This window comes from Sphingobacterium sp. UBA865, from assembly GCF_002295765.1.
In the GTDB taxonomy this organism is placed as follows: Bacteria; Bacteroidota; Bacteroidia; order Sphingobacteriales; family Sphingobacteriaceae; genus Sphingobacterium; species Sphingobacterium multivorum.
Genome location: NZ_DBGB01000025.1, coordinates 80080 through 103138, shown reverse-complemented (window position 1 = coordinate 103138; position 23059 = coordinate 80080). Strand labels below are relative to the sequence as shown.

14 protein-coding genes are annotated in these 23059 nt (G+C 40.3%); 11 read left to right on the top strand and 3 right to left on the bottom strand.

Features of this window, described 5'->3' with window-relative positions; genetic code table 11:
• Positions 1 to 6: 6 nt before the first annotated feature.
• Positions 7 to 1734, bottom strand: a complete 1728-nt coding sequence (locus B2O97_RS14675; RefSeq protein ID WP_286767626.1) for a hypothetical protein — start codon at positions 1732 to 1734, stop codon at positions 7 to 9.
• 545 nt (positions 1735 to 2279) lie between these two features.
• Between B2O97_RS14675 and B2O97_RS14670 the strand changes: the two genes are divergently transcribed.
• On the top strand, positions 2280 to 3371 hold the full coding sequence (locus B2O97_RS14670; RefSeq protein ID WP_286767625.1) for a DKNYY domain-containing protein: 1092 nt from the start codon (positions 2280 to 2282) through the stop codon (positions 3369 to 3371).
• Positions 3372 to 3400: 29 nt separating this feature from the next.
• On the opposite strand, the gene B2O97_RS14665 is transcribed toward B2O97_RS14670, so the two are convergent.
• The gene (locus B2O97_RS14665; RefSeq protein WP_286767624.1) at positions 3401 to 4501 is read right to left on the bottom strand and encodes a Fic family protein; all 1101 of its coding nucleotides are present in this window, start codon (positions 4499 to 4501) and stop codon (positions 3401 to 3403) included.
• A gap of 334 nt (positions 4502 to 4835) precedes the next feature.
• On the opposite strand from B2O97_RS14665, the gene B2O97_RS14660 reads away from it, so the two are divergent.
• From B2O97_RS14660 to B2O97_RS14620, 9 genes are all read left to right on the top strand, one after another.
• Positions 4836 to 6299 (top strand): hypothetical protein, encoded by a 1464-nt coding sequence (locus B2O97_RS14660; protein WP_286752265.1) that lies wholly within the window; start codon positions 4836 to 4838, stop codon positions 6297 to 6299.
• Positions 6300 to 6426: 127 nt separating this feature from the next.
• The gene (locus tag B2O97_RS14655) at positions 6427 to 6954 is read left to right on the top strand and encodes an RNA polymerase sigma-70 factor (protein WP_286767623.1); all 528 of its coding nucleotides are present in this window, start codon (positions 6427 to 6429) and stop codon (positions 6952 to 6954) included.
• Positions 6955 to 7051: 97 nt separating this feature from the next.
• The gene (locus tag B2O97_RS14650) at positions 7052 to 7999 is read left to right on the top strand and encodes a FecR family protein (RefSeq protein ID WP_286767622.1); all 948 of its coding nucleotides are present in this window, start codon (positions 7052 to 7054) and stop codon (positions 7997 to 7999) included.
• A gap of 67 nt (positions 8000 to 8066) precedes the next feature.
• The gene (locus tag B2O97_RS14645) at positions 8067 to 11411 is read left to right on the top strand and encodes a SusC/RagA family TonB-linked outer membrane protein (RefSeq protein WP_286767621.1); all 3345 of its coding nucleotides are present in this window, start codon (positions 8067 to 8069) and stop codon (positions 11409 to 11411) included.
• Between the two features lie 53 nt (positions 11412 to 11464).
• A complete protein-coding gene (locus tag B2O97_RS14640) occupies positions 11465 to 12985 on the top strand; it encodes a RagB/SusD family nutrient uptake outer membrane protein (RefSeq protein WP_286767620.1) in 1521 nt (506 codons plus the stop codon).
• Positions 12979 to 14832 (top strand): alkaline phosphatase, encoded by a 1854-nt coding sequence (locus tag B2O97_RS14635; RefSeq protein WP_286767619.1) that lies wholly within the window; start codon positions 12979 to 12981, stop codon positions 14830 to 14832. The genes B2O97_RS14640 and B2O97_RS14635 overlap by 7 nt, the downstream gene beginning before the upstream one ends.
• A gap of 165 nt (positions 14833 to 14997) precedes the next feature.
• Positions 14998 to 16791, top strand: a complete 1794-nt coding sequence (locus tag B2O97_RS14630; protein WP_286752260.1) for an alpha-L-fucosidase — start codon at positions 14998 to 15000, stop codon at positions 16789 to 16791.
• A 213-nt stretch (positions 16792 to 17004) separates the two neighbouring features.
• Complete coding sequence (locus tag B2O97_RS14625) at positions 17005 to 18900, top strand: sensor histidine kinase (protein WP_286752259.1); 1896 nt, start codon at positions 17005 to 17007, stop codon at positions 18898 to 18900.
• A gap of 158 nt (positions 18901 to 19058) precedes the next feature.
• A complete protein-coding gene (locus B2O97_RS14620; protein WP_286767618.1) occupies positions 19059 to 19466 on the top strand; it encodes a response regulator in 408 nt (135 codons plus the stop codon).
• Positions 19467 to 19569: 103 nt separating this feature from the next.
• Here B2O97_RS14620 and B2O97_RS14615 read toward each other — a convergent pair whose 3' ends face one another.
• On the bottom strand, positions 19570 to 21345 hold the full coding sequence (locus B2O97_RS14615; RefSeq protein ID WP_286767617.1) for an aminopeptidase P family protein: 1776 nt from the start codon (positions 21343 to 21345) through the stop codon (positions 19570 to 19572).
• A gap of 234 nt (positions 21346 to 21579) precedes the next feature.
• Between B2O97_RS14615 and dacB the strand changes: the two genes are divergently transcribed.
• Positions 21580 to 23004, top strand: a complete 1425-nt coding sequence (gene dacB, locus B2O97_RS14610) for a D-alanyl-D-alanine carboxypeptidase/D-alanyl-D-alanine endopeptidase (RefSeq protein ID WP_286767616.1) — start codon at positions 21580 to 21582, stop codon at positions 23002 to 23004.
• Positions 23005 to 23059 lie beyond the last annotated feature (55 nt).

Sequence of the window (23059 nt, the reverse complement as noted above, 5' to 3'; positions counted from 1 at the left end):
CCTTTTTTATTGCTTATTGAAATTAACCTCCGATTTCAGCTCCATATACCGTATGCTCTGATCGCAGAGATCGACAAAGAAATCCGTAATTTCCTTCGCTTTTGACCTAAAATAGTCCATATCAAGCTGAGCCAATGGTGAAGGAAGCTCATAGACTCGCCCTTTCATTTGTTTTAACAGCTCTGCATTCAATATTTCCTCCACCTCATTTCTTGCTGTAAAAAGTTCTTTCACCTTTTTATCACAGATACATGTCCAATCCACCAGATCTGCAATGGTGACATTCATTGGCGCATAACCGATTCGGAGATATAGATAACTATATAGTCCAATAGAAGTCAACTGATTTAAAAATAATACAGCCAATTGAGCACTAGAAAGGCCTTCAGAAGAAAAAACAGCCAAAAGATTCTGCATGAGTTTTGAATTCCGCACCCATGAAATTGAGGTCTTAAATAAGGTACTATGCCAATCAACAGGTACAACCGAGTAAGTCGGTTTATAACGCGGATGGCGATAGAGAACAACAGATTCATTCCAGATGGTATGAGAGAAACGGCTACCCAGATCCAATTTTGTTGCCAGAAAATCTGTGCTAATAAAAGCTACAACTGCAGTAACTTGACCGTAAGCGACTTTTCGAAAGTGACAGTGACCCAATTTCTTTTTTATCACAACAAGGTAGATTTCTGTTTTTCCATTTTCCTGACGAGGAAAATCAAACAGCCCTTTTCCATGGGCATCGCTGACATAATAATTGAGCAACATCATTTGTTCGGGGTTATTTTCCTGGTGGATCTGATGCAACAACTCCTGTACATCGCTCTGATATTGCGCTGGCCAAGGGAAACTATGAAAGTCTGCACCAGCTTCAACTTGCTCTTGTTCCTTCATTTTAGCCAACTTGCTCTTTTCTAGCGCCGCTTGAGCAGCGCCCTCTGCGGCCACAAGCGCATCGTATACGGCCTGCAAGGCTTCCGTAAAGTAGCGGAACAACTTTTCTATTGCAGCCTGCAATACGAGACAACGATCATATAGTTGCGAAGCATCTACGGTTGAAATATCCAGGTCTCTATTTTGATTAACGGCATTAAAAGAATTATCCAGTAATGCAAAACGCATCTTATCTTCGTCTGCCTCTCCCATAAAGACCGATTTGAACATCGGAAAATGCGTATGCAGGCTCCGAATTCGACTGTCAAGACTATGTACATTATTTCCCTTACCTTCTACCATTACTTGAAGCAGTTTCAGATGACTTTCCAAACTTTGGTGAACCATAAATAAGGCACGCGGATAATTGGCTATTTCTGCAAATGTTTGTGCTCCCTGTAAAAACTCCGCGGATACAGCAGTCGCCTTCTCATAATACTTTTCCGAGAGATCCAATATGCCACGTATTTCCTTACCTTTAATGATGAGAGAACTACTTCGTGTACTACTAAAAATCTCATGCTGAGGCAAGATCGCATAACAATAAAATAAGCTCCCAAGCTTTATTTTATTCTTCAATTCTGGCGCAAAAATCAATTCAAATGAAATGTTCTCCTGATCCATCAAGCACAATTCCACAATAGGTTTTAGCACTTTGTGTGAAAGTCCACTCACGGGTTTAAGCGCTAAAACTAAATGATGCGATTCCTGATCGAGAAATTGATATTTAACGACATAGGCACGATCGAGATCCATACGCTGGGAAAGCCGATCAATAATTAATTGGCTATTAATTTCCATACTAAATGATTTAAGGTTAAAAAATCGGCGCAATAAAACAGACCAACAGATCAAACTGTTAAAGACCATTATTGCAAATAATCAATACTTAATTTGTAAAAAAGATAGTATAATATCCAAGGAGACTACATAGGGTCAACACGTTTTATTAGATAGACGTTCGCCCCTTGGCTTTTTAGGAAATACCAGCACCACAATTAAAAATGTATCGAAACTTTCATTTCGTGAAAAAGTGATGAGCTACCGCTGGTAATTTGATAACTAAAACACTTTGTAATTCAATTACAAGAAAAACAATAACAATACAATTATATAGTTAATATATACAAATATATAAATTAACAATTTAAAAACAAATTATTTTTTTAGATTTCACTTGTGTATGTTTAAAAATAGCCAATAAGTAAATCCAATAGAGCTTTAAATACACGAATTATAAATAGCGAGAAGCGAATTGTAAACAATCGACAGATTACTTATATATTTCCGTTATCTTTAGCGGAATAGATCTTTAATAATTGCTATAGAACATAGCATTTACAGTTATGAACAGTAGTTTAAAAATGGGAATCCTAAGTGCTTTGATAAGTCTACTCCTTTCCTGCAAGGAGCAGGTCAGTCCTTTATCTGAAGACTACTATAAAAAGAACGGCGCGATTTATTTTATACCGGGCGGCAATGGTTTTGAAAGAGGGTCGAGAAAGACCGTTGCCGATGTAGCTAGTTTTTCAGTGATTAAAGATGTCTATGCCCGCGATAAAGATCACCTCTATTTCATGGGCTGCCCCCAACAACTCGTCGACGTAAAGACCTTTCAACTGAAAAACAGGATTCCTGTCGATCAACAACACGTATTCAAGTTTGAAGGTTTTGCTTCGGCTACTTCCGATTGCAGCCAAAACCAGCTCACCATTATTGATGGAGCCGATCCGGCAACTTTTACGACGTTATATGATCAACTGCCGGCACTAGCTAAAGACAAAGCACATTACTTTTATAAGTATCAACCCCTTCACGTCGACTATGCGACTTTCAGCGTTGTCAACAACAACTTTGTAAAAGATAAAAATCAGCTTTCGGTAGTCACCAACAAAGGTATTCTTTCGCTCCACTATAAAACAGCTCACGTTAAGGCTCTCAATACGGCATATGTACTACTGGATAACCATACACTGCTTTACTACGAGCCTTATCAAGGCATCGGTATACTGGAAATCGAACTCCCTTCGTCAAACAACATAAAATTCCTCAATGAGAAAATGGTAATCATTGACCAATTGGTGATTATCTCGGGTAAGAAATTTGGATACTCAGAGGTTGATGCAGATAGCTTCGAGCTATTGGAAGGAGCAAACGGAAAAGCCCGCTGGTCACGCGACAAAAATCATGTCTATTATGAGCAACAGATATTTTCAGAAGCAGATCCAAAGACTTTTGAGGTCCTCAAGTTTGCCGTCGCCAAGGATGCCAAACATATTTTCATTGGCAATAAAATATTCAACGGACCAGATGTAAAAAGTTTCAAAAAGGTTGATAAATCCCGGGTGAACTATGATTTCGAAGATGACCTTGGCAACAGATATTGGTATCAAACCAATAAAGGACAGGTCCTATTGGTTCCGGTTACTAAAAAGTAATAGAAGCACCGAGGACTTTATGCCCGGGGTTAAGAAAGTATGAGTTCGTACCGTACAGATCTCCCATGTCCCAACTGTTCAACTATCCCCAGTTCCTGCAACCTTTGCAGATCCCTAGTCGCAGTAGCTTTTGAGGTCCGTGTAATAGAAATATATTTTTTTGCAGTCATCCCGCCAATAAAACCTTCAATTCCCTGCTCGAGCATCCGATTGATAACCTTCATTTGCCTATCATTCAATAGATCACGGTTTCTATCAAAAAATTTTGCTTTTCTTACAGTAAACTCAATGAGCTCTCTGGTTTCCTTTTGTGCCTCAAAAATTACTTTGGTAAAGTAGCTAATCCACCCTGTAATATCTAAACTAGCCTGCGCAATTTTTAAATTATCGTAATAAACTTGTTTGTTTTTCTCAATAGTTTTTGATATCGACAACAGGACTGGAGACTTTAATGTGTGCGACAGCGTATATTCGGCCAATGCTCTGCCTATTCGCCCATTGCCATCCTCAAAAGGATGAATTGACTCAAAGTAAAGATGAATGATAGCCGTCTTGACCAATGCAGCAATTATATATTCTGACTCCTTAACTTCGTATGAGTTAAACCAGTTAATCATTTGCTCCATCTCTTTTGGAACGTTAGCAGACGGGGGAGCTTCATAGTGAACGGTTTCTTTGCCATATGAACCTGAAATTATCTGCATAGGCTCCTCCACCACACGCCACTTTCCAGCGTTAACTTGAGGAAACCCCGCCATTAATATAGCATGCCATCTCAGTATAACATCGAGAGTCAGTTCAATATTGGCACTATCTCTTATTATTGTCATTAATTTTGCAATCCCTGCAACTCTGCGATCACGAACAACAACATCGCCCTGAATACCGAGATTTCTCTTAATTGAAGACATTAAATCTTCTCGACTCATATATTCTCCCTCAATTTCCGAGGTTTTCATAGCTTCAGATATAATTACCTCTACAAATGCTTCCTGTTTTAGTTCTTCATTCAGTCCTGTTAATAAACCATGTATTGCCCCCATTTCTTGCGCAAATGCAACCGCTATGGGTTGAATCTCTTCAAGCCTATAAATGAAATTAGGCCACTCTTTATATTGCCAGTTATACATAATTTGAGCCGATTTAAACTTATAATCGGCTCAAATATAAACAAAATTTGAGCCGATTAGCCAAATTAATCGGCTCAAAGAAAAAAGCATACGCAATATTGACATCCTTGGATGATATAACTATGAGTCCAGCAAAAGAAAAATTACATTCCTTTTGAATAATCAAGATAATCACTGAAATCGGCTATTTTTCCAAAGCCTGTTTTCCACTACTTTAGTTTCTAAACCAAGGGGGTTCAGAGCGTGTACGATTTGCAATTCGGACTCAATCAACACGAGCAACTGCAACAACATGAGAGCTGCAAACAACCAGGTTCAATTAATTGAAAAAAGGATGATCAAATCATTATTGCTAAGTATAACAACTATGCTATGTATCACAGCATGTGCACAGGAATCCGCCATAATCACAAAAAATGACCGGGTTAAATGGATTCCCTATCAAACCAAAAACAAGCAGTTTGTCTATGTCGACAGCGCATTCCAGAAGAAGCTATCCCAAGAGTTCCATTGGGCTCAGCCTTTCACGTCCACAGGATATGCACTGGTAGCCAATGAAAAGGATCAAACGGGGATCATTAACAGCGAAGGTGAATTTATCGAACATTATTCCGACACAGATTTACAGCTCTTAGACCTCAAGCAGCTGACTCTTCTGATGAAACGCCAGGAATATGAAAAGAAATTGCCCTTCTGGAAATGGGACTGGAATATCCTAAGCAGTTATATCAAGAAAACAGCTACTTATGTCAAGCTTGAAATACGGGTATTGGAAAGTAATCAGATTCTGCTGAAAAAAGATATTCCTTACGATGAGAACGAATATAACCTTGCAACTTACCCCTTAAACGACAAGCATCTGATCCTCAATGGGAACCTGTATCTGCTAAAAGATCAAAAACTTAAGAAAATAGAAGAACACATTGAAATGCCCTTGGAAAACGGACGTTATATTCCAGCATCAGCAAACAGTTTTACCATCCTTGATATCCGAAGCAAAAAACCGGTTTTATCCGCTTTGACAGGCATAGACAAAATAGACCTTCTTTGGAAAAATGAGGCCATACAGCTCGATTCTATCAATCAGGAGCGCTACAGCCCAGCAATCCCCAAACTACTAAAGGACAATAATACAGGCAGCATATATGCCTTTCCACAATACGACAAAGCTTTTCCAAAACAAATTAGACAAGCCAATGCGACACAGATTGCCTTTCTAAAAGAAATATCCTTAGTTTATTCGGTGACTAATTCGCCCTATTTTATTCTAGGCAGATTTAACTACGATCATGCCATCTGGGCTTATGATTGGTTATATATGGATAAAGATGGCAACTTATTGGACACCATCAAAGCCCCGAACTTCTATATCCTGGATCAGGTGGGTAATTTGGTCTGGCCAGACAAACACATGTTACTCACCTCGAATGCCCTGGAAAAGAATTGGAAGACCGGAAAAATAAAGTACATCGATTCATCAGAAGATCTTTATTTAATTGATGTAAAACGAGGTGATCTAGAACCTACAAAAGGCCTATGGAATTCAAGTACAAAGACTTGGGATATAAACCCCGATTTCGAACATATTGAAACCTTAGATGGTAAACGACAAATCTTTGCATTACAGGAGCATAAAGATGGTCGCTATACTTTATACAACAACAAGACAAAACAACGAATCGGCAACAAAAGCTACATGACCATCAATCCCAACGGGTGGGTACAATATAAAAATGAGTGCAATCGGGACGACGGCTATTTTATTGACATTGCTACGGGCAAGGAATATAAAGAATAAAAATATACCGCTCAATCTCAGCAAAAATTACCAAGATTAATTTATAACAGACAAAATATACTCTTTAAGATTTATTAACTTTAAAGGAATACTGAGTTATTAGCTTTGTCCAATTAAAACTGATCTTGTGAGCGAATTATTGATAGCATCATTAAAGCAAGGTGACCACTTTGCCATGGAACAGATTTTTAATCTGTACTGGGAAGCCATATTTGATGCAGCTTTTAAGAAAATAGGCGACGAAAATGTGGCTCAGGACATTACCCAGGAAATCTTCATTTCGCTGTGGGAACACCGTGAGCAGGTCATCATATCTGGTGGTCTTGCAGCCTATCTACATGGGGCTGTCAAATTCAAAGTAATCAACTATTTTCGGAATACGACAGTTAAAGATGGACATAAAGCCGAACTAGCGACTTTAATGAACCAACGATATGCGGATTCAGCGGACGACCTACTGATCCTAAAAGACGCGCAGCAAAAAGTTGAAGAAGCTTTGATGCTGCTTCCCGAACGTATGCGACTGGTCGTCACCATGAGCCGAAAGCAAGAAAAGTCTATCAAGGAAATTGCGAGCGAGCTAAATGTCTCCGTACAAACTGTCAAGAACCAAATTACCTCGGCCATGAAACTGCTCAAAAAAAGCCTCTCTTAGGTAGTTCCTCCATTTTTTTTGAGTGTTAACAATAATTTAATATACTCCTAATATTTTCGACTAGTACCATTTCCCATTTGAAGTGACATGTATTCAAATGAGGGAAGAAAAAGCAAAGCAGTTACTGCAAAAATATTTAAATGGAGAGGCTACCGCCGCCGAGATTAAGCAAGTCGAAGATTGGTACGCCCAACTGGATAACGCTGCAAAAAAAGTTCCGCAGGAACGAAAAGCTGTACTGCGCGAACAATTATTGGCCAATATTCAGTCCAGTATTTCAGAAAAGGGAAGTAAACCACCTTCCCGGCTGTATTCACCTGTATTCAAAATAGCAGCCGCTATTTTAATGATTGCTTCCATAGGACTTCTTTATTGGAAAGTAAATAATCAACCTATCACAGCATCTGCGCAGATCGTCACAACAACCCTTGCAGGGGAACATAAAAAGATTGTCTTGGCAGATGGTTCGGAAATTATCCTCGAACCATCTTCAAAAATCAGCTATCCAAGTAAATTCAAGGGCAATATCCGTGAAATAGCACTTACTGAGGGGGAAGCCTTCTTTGACATTGCCCACGACGAGAAGCATCCATTTCAGGTACAGCTTGCATCGAAGCTAGCAGTTAAAGTATTAGGAACCTCTTTTCGGATAAAAGCTTATCAGGCTTCCGATCAAGTCGAAGTCACCGTCGCTACGGGTAAGGTTGCTGTGGAGCAAAATGATAAGATCCTCGGCATATTAACCAAAAACCAAAGTCTACGCTATGATAAAGAGACCAAACAATCATCGCGCAACCTAGTAGAAAAAAATACAGCCGTAGCCATTGCGTTTGATGGAACACCACTTAAGGAGGTGGTAAAAAGACTGGAATATGTCTACAACATCGAAATTATCTTAAAAGACACTTCACTTTCGCCTTTAAAAACAACAGCCACATTCAATAGCACACAAAATCCGGCAGAAATACTGGATATCATCTGCAGCCTACATCACCTCAAGTACAGTACGATTGAAAAGGATAAAATATTTAAAGTCCACAAATAATGTCTAAAAATTTACCTAAAACATCTTAGTCACCATGCGTAATTCATTACCTAATCATTACAAAAAAATGAAAACACCTGCATTCAAAAGAGAATTCTCTTTTTATCGGATCATGAAGTATCCCTGCATCGCATTTTCGATTACTTCGGTATTCTGCAGTTCATTGATGGCCTCCCCAAGCATGGCCCAACGTCTGGACAAAAGCAGTGTAAACATCAAAATAAGCAAGGGCGAGAAACTCGATGTGATTCTACACAAAATCGAGAGTCTTTCAGGCCTTCATTTTGTTTACAATCCTGATCTATTGCAAGAACGTAACACGGTCTTAAGCGGCAGTTTTAAAACTGAACCAGTTCGCTCTCTTTTGAATAAGCTTGGAATCAATGCGGTGGAAAAAGAGGACTATGTGATCTTGAACACACAAGCAAACATGAAGGCAGATCGTATCGTGACAGGTTTTGTACGGGACACATTGGGAACTGCAATCGCAGGTGTTTCTGTAAAAGTAGTTGGTACGCAGGTTGGAACGACAACAGATACAAAAGGAGCCTTCCGAATCGAGGCAGGACCGCAAGCTGTACTTTCTTTTTCGATGGTCGGATTCCATTCCAAGGAAGTCGCAGTTGGCGAAAATGAAGTTATTAATGTAACGCTAAGCGAAGAACGTTCGACCCTATCCGAAGTTGTTGTTGTTGGTTATGGAACGCAGAAAAAAGAGACATTAACGGGCGCTGTAAGCTTGGTTTCACTTGACAAATTATCGTCTAGGTCTGTCAACAGCGTTGGCGAAGTATTGGCCGGAAAATCGCCAGGTGTTATTGTCACAAACGAAGGTGGTGACCCAACTGCTTCACCCCGTATCAATATCCGCGGTGCTGGTGGTATAAATGGTGAAAGTGTACTCTATGTTATTGATGGTTCCATTTTCCTAGGTACGCCACAATTAAATCCCAACGACATTGAGTCTATTTCTGTATTAAAGGATGCTTCTGCAGCAATCTATGGTGCCAGAGCTTCTGGTGGTGTGGTGTTGATCACCACTAAAAAAGGAAAAAAAGGGCAGATGCAAATTAGCGTTGATGCCAAGTTAGGCCAACAAAGCGCTTGGCGAAAATTACAGCCGCTAAATGCCGAACAACGTGCCGAAGTCGCTGCAACAGCTGCAAAAAATGGTGGAACGACCATCCTACCTGCTTTTGATCCGACCAAATACCCGGAGGGTCTAGTGACCAAAACAAACTGGATGGATGAAGTTTTTAGAAATGCAGCACTACAGGATTACAATGCTGCAATTAATGGTGGTAGCGAAAAATCTAGTTTTTACTTCAGTTTCAATTACCGCAACGCCGAAGGTATTGTCCTAAATACGAAAACCAAGCGTTATAACTTCCGTATAAATTCAGAACATCAACTTACCCCCTGGTTGAAAGTTGGTGAAAACTTATCCTACAGCAGTACCAATGGAAATGGTGCCAATACGAGCAGCGATTATACAGGAGCGCTATTATCGGCCATCTATTATCCAACCAATGGAACCTCTTACAATGCTGATGGCAGCTTTGCCGGTCTACCAGGGCCATTCCCGGGCGATTACGGTGATATCATTAACCCTGTTGCCGAACTGATGCGCATCGACATCAACAATCCGGTCAATGTCCTTGTTGTCAATCCTTATGCGAGCATCCAATTGGCAAAAGGCTTAACATTCAGATCCAACTTAAGTATTACTAAATCGAATGCTCGATTTAAAAGCTTTACACCAAGACGTCCTGAAATAGGTAAACCGGTTTTGAGCAATAGTCTAGTTGAACGAGCTGATGATGCAAATGATATCCTTGCAGAACAAGTTTTAAATTACAAAACTTCTTTTGACAAGCATCAACTTGACCTAACCGGTGGTTATACCTTTCAAAAAACAAAGAACACCTATCTATATACTTCCGGAGCAGGTTTTGACGATGAGTCCAAACAATATCGTTATTTAACAAATGCGAAAACTATTCAACCTTCGGAAAGTGGCTATGCTTCAACGGCAATATCATCGCTATTCTTAAGAGCAAACTACAGTTATAACGACAAGTATTTACTATCGTTGATTGGTAGACGAGATGGTTCATCCATGTTAACAAAAGAAAATAGATTTAAAAACTACGCTTCTGCTTCAGCAGGATGGGTAATTAGTAAAGAAGAGTTTTTAAAATCAGCAACCTGGTTAGATCAATTAAAATTACGCGGTAGCTATGGTATTTTAGGTAATCTCGGTAGTTTGTCAGCTGCAGCTGTCAACCCGCTACTAGCATCGACACAAAGTTATTTCGGTCAAACACCGACCTTACAAAAAGGATACGTACAAACGATTCTGGCCAACAAGAACCTCACTTGGGCTGAAAGTAAACAGACTAATATAGGTTTAGATTTGGGAATTTTCAACCATTTTAACTTAGTCGCCGATTATTTTATTAAGGAAACAAATAAAATGATCTTAACCCGTTCACTACCAGGTACAGCAGGCTTAAATAGTCAAACGATCAACGCGGGTTTAGTCAAAGACAGAGGTATCGAGCTAGGATTGACCTATAATAGTTCAAGAAATTCCGACTTTACATATTCCATCAATGCAACCTTAACCAAATTAAACAACAAGGTTGAAGAATTAGCACCGGGCTTGAACACCATTGCTGTGGGTACTAATTTCAGAAATGAATTGGCTCCGCTCTCTATTACCGTCGGTCAACCGCTCTACAGCTACTATGTGCTCAAAACAGATGGTATCTTCCAGAGTCAGGCCGAAGCTGATAATTACAAAAACGCCAATGGACAAAAAATTCAGCCGAATGCAAAAGCAGGAGATTTCAAATTTGTAGACATCGATGGCAATGGTTCAATCGGACCTGAAGATCGTTATTTTGCGGGCAGTGCATACCCGGATTTCTCCTATGGATTGAGCTTTAATGCGAATTATAAAGATTTTGATTTCAATATTTTTGCTCAGGGCGTTCAAGGCAACAAGCTTTTCAACGCTATCAAAAGAACAACGTATAGTGCAAGTGGCCCTTCTTACAATAAGTTAACGGGTATTTTGGACGCCTGGTCTCCAGAAAATCCAAATGGTAAAGTGCCAATCATTTCCACCTCAGATGCGAACGGAAACTTCAATGCATCCGATTTTTACATTGAAAACGGTTCTTACCTCCGCATTCGTAACGTTACATTAGGCTACACTTTACCAAAATCAATTGCAAGCAAATTTAAGACGGGTAACGTACGCATTTATGCAACAGCCAATAATCTGTTCACCATTACAAAATATACAGGTTTTGACCCAGAAATTGGGATGGATAACAATGGTCTTGATGTCGGCCGTTATCCACAAGCCCGAAGCTTTATTGTCGGTTTAAATGTCAATTTCTAATCTTAAAACAATGCAGATGAGTTATACTTATCAGCCCTAAAAAATAAAAAAAAATGAAAACGAATATAAAATACCTTGCAATAGCTGCACTAGCATTTTTTGCATCGTGCAACAAACAGTTAGATATAACGCCAGAGGGCTCCCCGTCTGCACAGAATTTCTGGAAAACGGAACAAGATGCGATCAAAGCAGAAGCTGGTATGTATGAAAAGTACAACGAAGAGGATTATTATGGCCGTGGAATGTTCTGGTTTATTAATGCCAGTGACGACATGGTGACCGGACGTAACAAACCGGAAGCCGATAATATCAAAAATTTCAACCGCAATTACATCGGTGGCGGTTATACAGAATCGCAATGGAGCATGCGCTATGCGATTATAAAAAGAGCTAACGATATTATTATCAATGTTCCCAATATAACCATGGATGAAGCGCGAAAAAAACAGATCATTGGCGATGCCTATTTCAATGCAGGTCTGGTTTATTTTCAATTGGCTGCAAACTATGGTAATGACAAAGCTGGAATTCCGATCGTTAAACCTGAAACTGATGCAACCGTACCCGTACCCCGTGCTAACAATGTCAACGAGAACTATGATTACATTGCTTCTTTATTTCTAAAAGCTGCGGAGAACCTTCCCTATTTCTCAGACATGAATACCTCAGATTACGGTAAAGCGCACAAAACTGCGGCATGGGCCTATTTATCAAAAGTATACCTGTACAAAAAGGACTATACCAATGCGGCCAAATATGCAGATATGGTGATCAATTCGGGCAAACATGATTTACTGCCTAATTTTGTCGATGTGTTTAAAGCTGCCAACAACTGGTCCAAAGAATATATCTGGTCGGTAGTCTGTACGCCAAATGGTGGCGGTACTGGATGGGGAAGTAAGCTTCCTGGAGTTATGCTCACCAACAAGGCCTGGGGAATCTACAATGGCTGGGGCTATTATCTACCGACAAAAGAACTGTATGATTCTTTTGAATCTGGCGATCTACGCCGTGAAGCAACAATCTTGAAACCAGGAGACAAATTCCAGTTTTTTGGCGCAGAACGTACATTTACTAAAGACGGTGGCGCGACTTCGAACTATCAGTTCAAAAAGTACATGGAACCATTTTCATATGCCAACCCTATTCCAACACATGTCAATCCAAATGGTGACAACGGCACTACAGACCTCAATGTACCCTTGATGCGTTATGCCGAAGTATTATTGATTAAAGCTGAGACAGCCATTAATTTAAATGGCGCTGGTGCTGGTGATACCGAATTAAATAAAATTAGAAAAAGAGCTGGTTTAATCGCAAAAAGCGGAATGACCCTCGTAGACCTAAAACGTGAGCGCCGCAATGAGCTTGCTGGTGAATGGGCAGACCGTCACCGCGATTTGGTCAGATGGGGCGATGCGCAAGCTACCTATGCCAAACCGCTACACGATTTTGATGGTGCTGTAATTTGGCCGGCTAGAAATTTCAATCCGCAAGTACATGATGTCTGGGCTGTTCCACAACGCGAGATCGACAACAGTTCCGGTGTCATTAAACAAAACGCAGGATGGTAAAAAACACTAAATTAATGTGGCTGTTATTTGCCGGCCTAAGCATTCAGTCAGTTTCTGCACAACAGAAACTGACTGCCAATGCAGGTCATAGCCACAATGATTACAAACAACAAATCCCGCTGTTGGAGGCTTACTATGCTGGAATGGGCTCTATCGAAGCGGACGTCTTCTACCGCAATGGGGAGCTTTACGTTGCCCATGAAAGCAGCGAAATCAAACCAGGGAAGACGTTGAAAAAACTTTACATCGACCCTTTAATTGCTTTCTTTAAGGAGAACGGCAATAAACCTTATGCCAAACCTGAGCAAACCTTGCAGCTTGTGATTGATATTAAGGAAAATTACGAACAGGTATTGTCTAAATTGTTAGCCGATTTGAAGGGCAACGAATCTGTATTCGACCAGCAGAAAAATCCTTCCGCCATTAAAATTGTCGTCAGCGGTGAAATCCCACCGCCCGAAAAGTTCGACAATTATCCATCGATGATTTATTTTGATGGTAGGCCGGAAAAAGACTATACGCCGGCACAGCTCAAACATATTGGGATGATCAGTCAGGATATTAAGCAGTATTCTGTCTGGAATGGCAAAGGAACTCCCACTCCGCCCGACCTTGAAAAGATGAAATCTGTAATAGACAAAGCGCATAAATTAGGTAAACCCTTTCGTTTTTGGGCTACGAAAGATAGTCCCAATAGTTGGAAAGAGCTTGGTCACATGGGGGTAGACTGGATCAATACAGACCACCCTACTGCACTTAAGAATTTCTATTTAAACAACGCTAAAGTCGAATACGCAAATCCAAAGGCCTACATTCCCTATCAGCCAACCTATAAAAATGATGGTGCAACGAGCAAGGTCAAGAATGTTATTTTACTCATTGGTGATGGAATGGGCTTAGCCCAAATACAAGCAGGTTTAAGTGCCAATTTTGGTCAGTCCAATATCATCAATATGAAACATATTGGTCTTTCGCGCACCGAAGCATCCAACTCGGATTTTACAGACTCCGCTGCGGGTGGGACAGCTTTGGCTACTGGACATAAAACCAATAACCGTTACATTGGCGTGGATGCAGACGGTAAATTGTTGAGCGCTATTCCTGATACACTTGCTCAACACGGGATCAAAAGCGGTATAATCAGTGCGGGAGATATTACAGATGCCACTCCGGCTGCATTTTACGCACATCAGATCGATCGGACCATGTCACAGGAAATTGCGGCAGATTTCAAAAATAGCCATGTGGATATTCTCGTTGGATCCCGTCGCGAAAGCTTCCTCAACAACAAGGATAACACGCTGATGAAGCAACTGACGGCAAAAGGTTATCAGCTTCAGCAAAATTTAAGTGATTTTGAAAAAGCGACATCAGGCAAACAGCTCGTACTCCTGGCGGATTCTGCGACAAGAAGAATACTCGATGGACGGGGAGAAATGCTAAAAACTTCCCTCTCAAAAACGATTGAGCTTTTGTCTAAAAATAAAAATGGCTTCTTTATCATGGCCGAGGGTGCACAAATTGACTATGGAGCCCATGCCAACGATCTTCCCTATGTTGTTACCGAACAACATGACTTTGATCGGCTTGTCGGGGAAGCCCTAAAATTTGCGGACCAAGATGGTGAAACACTCGTCATTGTCACTGCAGATCACGAAACTGGCGGACTTTCCCTGTTGGATGCCAATTATAAAAAGGGAACTGTTAGGGGCAATTTCAGTAGCGATGACCATACCAATATTATGGTACCTGTCTTTGCTTATGGACCAGGTGCGCAAAATTTTATTGGCATCTACAACAATACAGCAGTTTTTAAAAAGATTATCCAGGCCTTTAACTTGAAATAATCGCGTTAAAGCTTCATACTAAACAAAGACCCTTCGTTTAAATACGAGGGGTTTTCTCTTTTTTACAGACGACATTTTATCCTTCACAGCCACTTCAAAACCCAATTTAAGGATCGATATTCGATTTTTTGCCTATCTTGTAAGTCAAAAAACAGAACAACCTTTATGATACCATCAATCAAGCGACTACTGATTCTGTCATTATTGCTATTCAGTATTTCAGCCAAACTATTTGCACAAACTTCTGAAAAAGCCTCATGGTTTAAAGATGCCCGCTTTGGCATGTTCATTCATTGGGGGCTGTACAGTGCAGCTGAAGGCATGTGGAAGGGCGAACCTTTGCGTTATATGAATAACTATGCCGAGTGGTTAAGATATCGCAACCGCGTCTCCAAAGAAGAATACGGTACCTTGGCAAAACGTTTCGACTGGAGTAAAATAGATCCTGAGCAATGGGTTCTTCTAGCAAAAGAAGCTGGGATGAAATACATTATCATCACCGCCAAACATCACGATGGTGTTGCTCTTTGGGACACAAAAGTTGGTCATTATAGCCTTCCACAATTGAGTGGTTCCAATCGGGATGTCATCAAAGATATTGCAGTAGCCTGTAGAAAGCACGGTATGAAATTGGGTTTTTATTATTCACATTGGATTGACTGGGAACATCCATACGGCTGGAACCATCAACAGGAGCTGTCGGGACATGTTACCGATGCCCAATACAATCAATATTGGCAAGAAAAAGTCATCCCTCAACTGCGCGAACTGATGACCAATTATGGCGACATTGCCTTGATATGGTTCGACATGTGGATCCCTTATCAAAAATCTATTATTAAAAAAGAACAATTACTTCAGGTTGTCAAACTTATCCGTGAACTACAACCTAATTGCTTGATTAATTCACGTCTAGGTCTTCCTACGGATGCTGAAAATGTGGATTTCGAAACATTAGGTGACAACCAATTTGGTAGCAATTACATTAACCATCCCTGGGAAACCCCTGGAACAATTGCCCATTCTTGGGGTTACAATGGTCAGGAAAATGAGTGGAAGTCAACCAGTCAAATTTTCCAGTCCTTAATCTCCAATGTAAGTCTCAACGGCGGGTTCACCTTAAATATCGGGCCACGTGCCAATGGAACAGTGCCCTACGAAAGTGTCAGTCGTCTGCACGAAGTCGGAAATTGGCTAAACACATACGGAGAGGGCATCTACGGCAGCACCGGCCTTGATCTAAAAAACAACCAGTTCGATTGGGGTTACCTGACAACTAAAAAGGAAGGGCAAAAAACACTCGTGTATGCACACGTCTTTAATTGGCCCTTAGACCATACACTTCGGATTACAGGAATCAAATCGACACCAGAACAGGTTTCCCTGATGAAGGGAAGTGTATCAACGGCACTAAAATTTGATCAAAGTCTCAGTTTAATCCATATCCAATTGCCTGACGCGCAGCCGGATCATTATGTTTCAGAAGTTAAATTAACCTTTAATGGGCCGGTGGAACTAGACAAAAATACGGTCCCAGAATCAACCTTTGGTGGCTTTTCATTGAAATCAACCAATAGCCTCAACCAAGGACTCAAAATTGTACGCTATAACGGCAAAAACCCAACGCATGCGATCCTGACGGGGGATACGAAGATCGATTGGGAGGTAACCATCCCTGAAGCGGGCATCTACTCACTCGATTTTTCAGCGCATAATCCCAATAAAGAAAACAGTGTTTTTGAAGTCAGTACGACCAATCAGCGGTTGGAAGGAAGTTTTGCTTCGACCAACAAAATGGTGGTCGAGCCCAATGAAAACAATTATACAGAAGAATTTGTCGAAAACCGCATCGGCAAATTTAAATTCGATAAGCCCGGAAAGTATATCATAACCTTTAATAGTAAACAAGTACAACCACTTTGGTTCAACTGGATGTGGCTAGAAAAAATTAAGAATTAGACAGAAGGTCTTAGGCACAGAAGAGGTAAAATACTAGTAGGTATATTGTTATGCATACATAACAATATACCTGCTAGTATTTTATATAAAAAGTTACATATTTTAATATTTATTTATTATTTTGGGGTAAAAGTTACCAATTTTGCAAATTAAGTACTCAATGAGTTGCTTATACTTTTAAATGAGAAAATTAACCCTAAATATGGTTGAATAATGCATCAGCAGCGGGACTCTTTATCTATGCTTTTTGATCAAACTGTAAATACAAGGTTGGAGGGAACAATCACGACCACAGATGATGGCACTATTCTACTATTCAACAAAAGGGCTCAAGAACTTTTAGACTTCGATAGTACGGCAGATAGCTACAAAATACAGGAATTAATAACGTTTTACACAGCAGATGATCTTTCGGTATTGTCGCCTACAGAAACGCCATTTTTTACAGCTCTTTCCAAAAACCAAGACCAAAATGAAATTATCCTAGGAAGAAAAAAGGATCAAGAGTTTAAATGGTATCAATTCGATGTTCATGTTATGATAAAAGACAATAAAAAAGGTCTTTTAATTTCATTTATGGATGTATCGAAATTGGTCAATAAAAACCGCGTCCTGGAAGATAAACAACACCAACTTCAATTGCTTGTTGCCTCATTGAATGATCTCGTATTTGAAGTAACCGATGCTGGTGTATTTAAAAACTACTGGACCAACAATCCAGATCTCTTGTTCTACAGTCCCGAAGAATTTCTAAACAAGAGTCTCACAGAACTCTTTCCGCCGGATCTTGCTGTACCCACTGTCCAATTGATACAAAATTCATTAAAATTGGACCGCGAACTTAAGATGGATTTTCAATCCAATTTAAACGAGCACAAGGACAAATGGTATCGTTTACAGATTAAACCTATACATAGGGCTCAGAACCGGGTAGCCCTGGTTATTTCCGACATTACAAAACAAGTCGAGTCCAATGAAAAAAGTAAATTCAATGAACACAAGTTTAATCAAGCATTTTATTTATCAGGTCTGGGAATTTCATTGACGAGTCTCGAAGGCTACTCCATAGAATCCAATAATATGTTAACCAAAATTCTTGGTTATTCTCACGAAGAAATGTCGAAAACCAAGTTTACTGATAGAACGCACCCCGACGATATAAACAAAGATGTTGAACTTAGAGAAAAACTTGTCAGGGGTGAAATCGACGCATTTACACTTCAAAAACGCTATATACATAAATTAGGACATTTTGTATGGTGTTCTGTAACGGTTGCGGCAGTTTTTGATAATACCAATACCGCACAATTTCTCATCGTCCAGGTGCAGGATATTTCTGAATCAAAAAAGAATATCGAAATCCTAAAACGGCAAAAAATTGAATCGGATTTAGTCAAAATAGATCTTGAAACCAAAATACGGCAACTGGAAGAATTTGCGAACATACTTGCTCATGATCTAAAAGGCCCACTCAGCAATATACAGATGCTTATTGCTGAAATTAAGTTAACACATGATGAAAAAATAAAGGCTGATTTTGTGAACCTGCTGCATACGAGCAGTGACGATCTGACTGAAACGTTACATAATTTGGACGGAATACTTGATATTAAATCAAACAATTCACTGATTTATGAACAATGTAATTTTTTAGATATATTCAAAAAAGTGCAGCAGCAATTTATGGAAGAAATACAGCAAAAAAATGCAACTATTTCCATCGAATTCAATGTAAAAGACATCTATTATCCTAAGATTTATCTGGAAAGTATTTTCAGCAACCTCATCAGTAATGCGCTCCGATTTACAGCGACAGACCGAGCCCCTAAGATCGAAATACATACACATCAGGAACAAGAAGGAACGTTATTAACGGTTAGAGACAACGGGCTGGGCATTAACCTGCCAAAATACAAATCGGAGCTGTTTATGTTCAAAAAGGTTTTTCACCGTGGATTTGAGAGTAAAGGTGTCGGATTGTTTCTCATTAGATATCAGATCGAATCATTGGGTGGAAAAATCGATGTACAAAGTAAAATCGATTCGGGTAGCACCTTTTATGTCAAATTTTTAGAAAAAGCATATACAGATCCGCTGATACAGCTATAATAAAAAAATCAGCGTTCAATCCTGAAGCAGAAAATAACTGCTACAATCCTGGACAGCGTGATCTCATATATAAAAGAGTGAAAGAAAAACTGCGCTGTCAATCAAAACCAAGATGAGGGTTATTGACACGATGAAAACAATTATTAATCAAAAAGACCATGACTCCTGAAACCAAAAGAACGATCATTCTCATTGATGATAATGCCATTTTACGGACTATTTTCGCCCATATGCTACAGGGATTTACCGAATATGAAATTGACTTTCATTCTTTCAAAAATGCACTGGATGCATTGGATTATTTGGAGAACAATGACATCAGCCAGTCGTTGATGCCAGCAATACTCTTTGTGGATATCAATATGCCATTTATGACTGGTTGGGAGTTAATGGATGTACTTGAAAACCGGACCGATTTCATCAAGCAAACCAAGATTTTTATCGTCAGTTCCTCCACGAGCAAAAACGATCAGGAGCAACTGGCAAATTACCCTTTTATAAGCGGTTTCATTCTGAAACCTTTTGGAAAAGAATCCATTTATGAGATTTTGAAAAAAACCGATTAAAAAAACGGTCCCCCAACTTTTCTGCCTAAGTATTGGGGGACCGTTTATGTTGACAACTTCGTGTTGTGCGCAGCGGATAACCACTGTTGTTATTCTTTTTGGATTAAATCGCCTGACACTTGTCTGCCAACCAATTCTTTTCCTCAGCAGTAAGATGAGTCGATAATTGATCAAACACCCACTGATTATAGTTATTCAACCAAGCAATGTGTTTTTTATCCAATAGGGATTTTTCGATTAAATCGGTTGCGATATAACATATTGTTAGTGTCTCAAAATCCAGAAAGTCTCCAAATTCAGAAGAACCTGCCTTACGGGTCAACACAAGATTTTCAATGCGGATACCATGTTTGCCTACGCGATACAATCCGGGTTCTATCGATGTAATCATCCCTGGTTCAACAGCAACATCTATTGCAGCTGCATTGAACACTTGCGGACCTTCATGTACGTTTAGGAAGAAACCGACGCCATGTCCTGTACCATGTCCATAATTGCGCAATGTTTCCCACAATGGACGACGCGTAATGGCATCGATCTGATAGCCGCGCGTTCCAGTAGGGAAAATGGCCTGAGAGCCTTCTATTGTTCCCTTGAGTACAAGCGTATAATCCTCTTTTTCCTCCTGCGTAAGACCACCAAGCGTTACCACCCTTGTAATATCCGTTGTACCAGTAGTATATTGTCCGCCAGAATCGACCAATAGTAAACCTTTAGGTTGTAATATATAGTTCGATTTTTCATTGGCTGAATAATGCGGTAGGGCACCGTGATCCAAGTATCCCGCAATTGTCGTGAATGAGACGTCGACAAAACCCTCTTGACTTTCGCGAAATCCACGTAATTTCTCCGCAATTGATAATTCAGAAAGCTCACCAGAGGAGACATTCTCTTCCAACCATTTGAAGAAACGCGTCAACGCTATACCATCTTTTACAAACGTATGGCGGTTATTTTCAACTTCAACCTTGTTCTTAATCGCTTTCAAACTTGTTGAAGGGTTTATTTTCTCAACAATCTTAACCTGTTTAGGTATGCTATCGTAAACAGCAAAACAGGTACGTTTAGGATCAATTAAAATTGAAGTAACATCCAATGTAGGAATCGTTTTAAAAATATCTTCATAAGCCGAAACACCCACTCCATAGCCTTTAAGTTCTTCAGTCGCCTGAGTTGTCAGCTTCGAAGGTTCGATATAAAGCGTTGCATTTTCTGGGGTAATCAATACAAATCCCAAAACAACAGGGTTACATGGTACATCTTGACCACGGATGTTTAATAACCAGGCCAAGTCATCCAAAGATGAGATCAGATGAGCTTCCGTTCTATTCTTTTTCATCTCCGCACGAACAGCTTCAATTTTAGAAACCGTTGACTGTCCCGTAATATTTTCGTCCAGCAGGTAGGCCTGTGCCTTAGGCAGCGCTGGTCGTCCTTCCCATAATGAAGATAACAGGTCAACATGACCATCTACTTTGATCTCCAAAGGCTCCAAAGTATGCTGAACAGATTGAGCCACCAATAAAGAAGCGAGATTGCCGTCAAAAGCAACTTTAGCACCAGCGCCCAACTGTTCGCCCAACCAATCTGCATACTCCGCTGCACCTTGCACTTTCAATTTCACCAATTCAAAGCCTGTTCCCGCCAATTGCTCTGCTGCTTGGACAAAATAACGAGAATCGGTCCAAAGGCCGGCAAAATCCTGTGTGATTGCCAACGTCCCTGCTGATCCGGTAAAACCAGACGCCCAGGCAATACATTTATAACGTTCTGGTAGATATTCACTAATATGAGGATCTGAAGATGGAATGATATATCCATCGATTCCCTGAACCTTCATCGCCTCACGAATGGCAGCTAATTTTTCGATATGCTTCATGTCGTCTATACAATTTTATGCAAGTTAGGATTTTTTAGGGTCGAATGCCTAACTTTAAGCCAAATAAAACAAACGAACTACAGCGAACGCTTTTCCCTAAAATTGGCAGCGTTCCAGGAATTACAATACGTCCAATGGAATATCCATGATTTCCAAACACGAATAAAAATAACCGTGCCAACAAGCTCATCGAAGATAAGCTGGATATACCATAGGACTATAAAAACATGATATATGAACCAATTTGTGCTAAGTGCCATTGCTTTTTCTGCCTACACGTTAACGACCGTTGCTACGCCAGTATATGCACAGGATCTTCGTAGTAAAATTCAGGATGCATTCACGCAATTTCAAAATCAGGAAAACCTCAGAAATGGTTTGAGCTCATTGACTGTTTTCGACGCAAAAACAGGCCAGACTGTATTCGCAGCAAATGAGAACGTCGGATTGGCGACCGCCTCCACCATGAAGGTCATCACCTCGGCTACGGCCCTGGACTTCCTGGGCAAGAATTTTCAGTTCAAAACAACCCTGTATTATACAGGTGAAATCGACGAGAACGGAGTGTTAAACGGAAATATTATTGTGACAGGTACGGGGGATCCTACCCTCGGCAGCGCCCGCTACCCGGAGACTCAAGCAACAACGATACTGAACAAGTGGCTTACAGCAGTCCAGAATGCCGGTATTAAAAGTATAAATGGCGCAATCATCGCCGATGACCGGCTTTACAATGGCAACCAGCTTCCAGGGGGCTGGATCTGGACCGACATGGGCAATTACTATGGTGCTGGAATTTCTTCCCTCAATTGGTGTGAAAATGCCTTTGGCATAAATTTTCTGCCAAGCACTAAAGTCGGAGCTAAAGCTGAGATCGCCAATTACACAACGCCAGTTCCGTATCTGGAAATCATCAATGAAACAACCACGGGTAAATCGGGAAGCGGAGACAATGTGTACGCCTATGCCGCTCCCTATTCGACCAAGATATTTGTGCGCGGCACCTATGGACAGGACCTCAAGAAAACTATCGAGCTCTCTTCGCCAGACCCGGCCTATGATCTCGCTTATCAATTAAATGAAGTACTAAGTAACAACGGTATTCCCGCCAGCGAACTACCAGCTACCGGAACCAAGATGGATTCAGTTGATATTTCAAAAAAACAGACCCTCGATATCCATTTATCTCCAACCTTAGACAAAATTGTCTACTGGTTTAACCAAAAGAGCATCAACCTTTACGGAGAGGCCTTGTTGAAAGCGATTGCTTATACAACAGCTGGTAAAACGGGCACCGACGATGGCGCGTATTATGTACAAAAATATTGGAATGCCAAATTAGGCATAAAATCCAGTGAACTCAATAGTATGGACGGTTCGGGACTCTCGCCTCAAAATCGAGTGACGACATCAGCGATGAATAAGATTATGCAGTATGCACAAAAACAGAGTTGGTATCCTGCCTTCTACGAAAGTCTTCCCACCTATAACAATATGAAGATGAAAAGTGGAACAATTGGCGGCGTACTTGGTTATACAGGTGTGCATACCAATAAAACAGGGCAGTCGTTTACTTATACTTTACTGGTCAACAACTATGCAGGATCGGCGTCCAGCATGCGTCAGCAAATGTTTAAACTATTGGATGTCCTGAAGTAACATATTATTGTCTAATTATAATAAGATATTGGCAAATATTTCCAATTATCAAAAA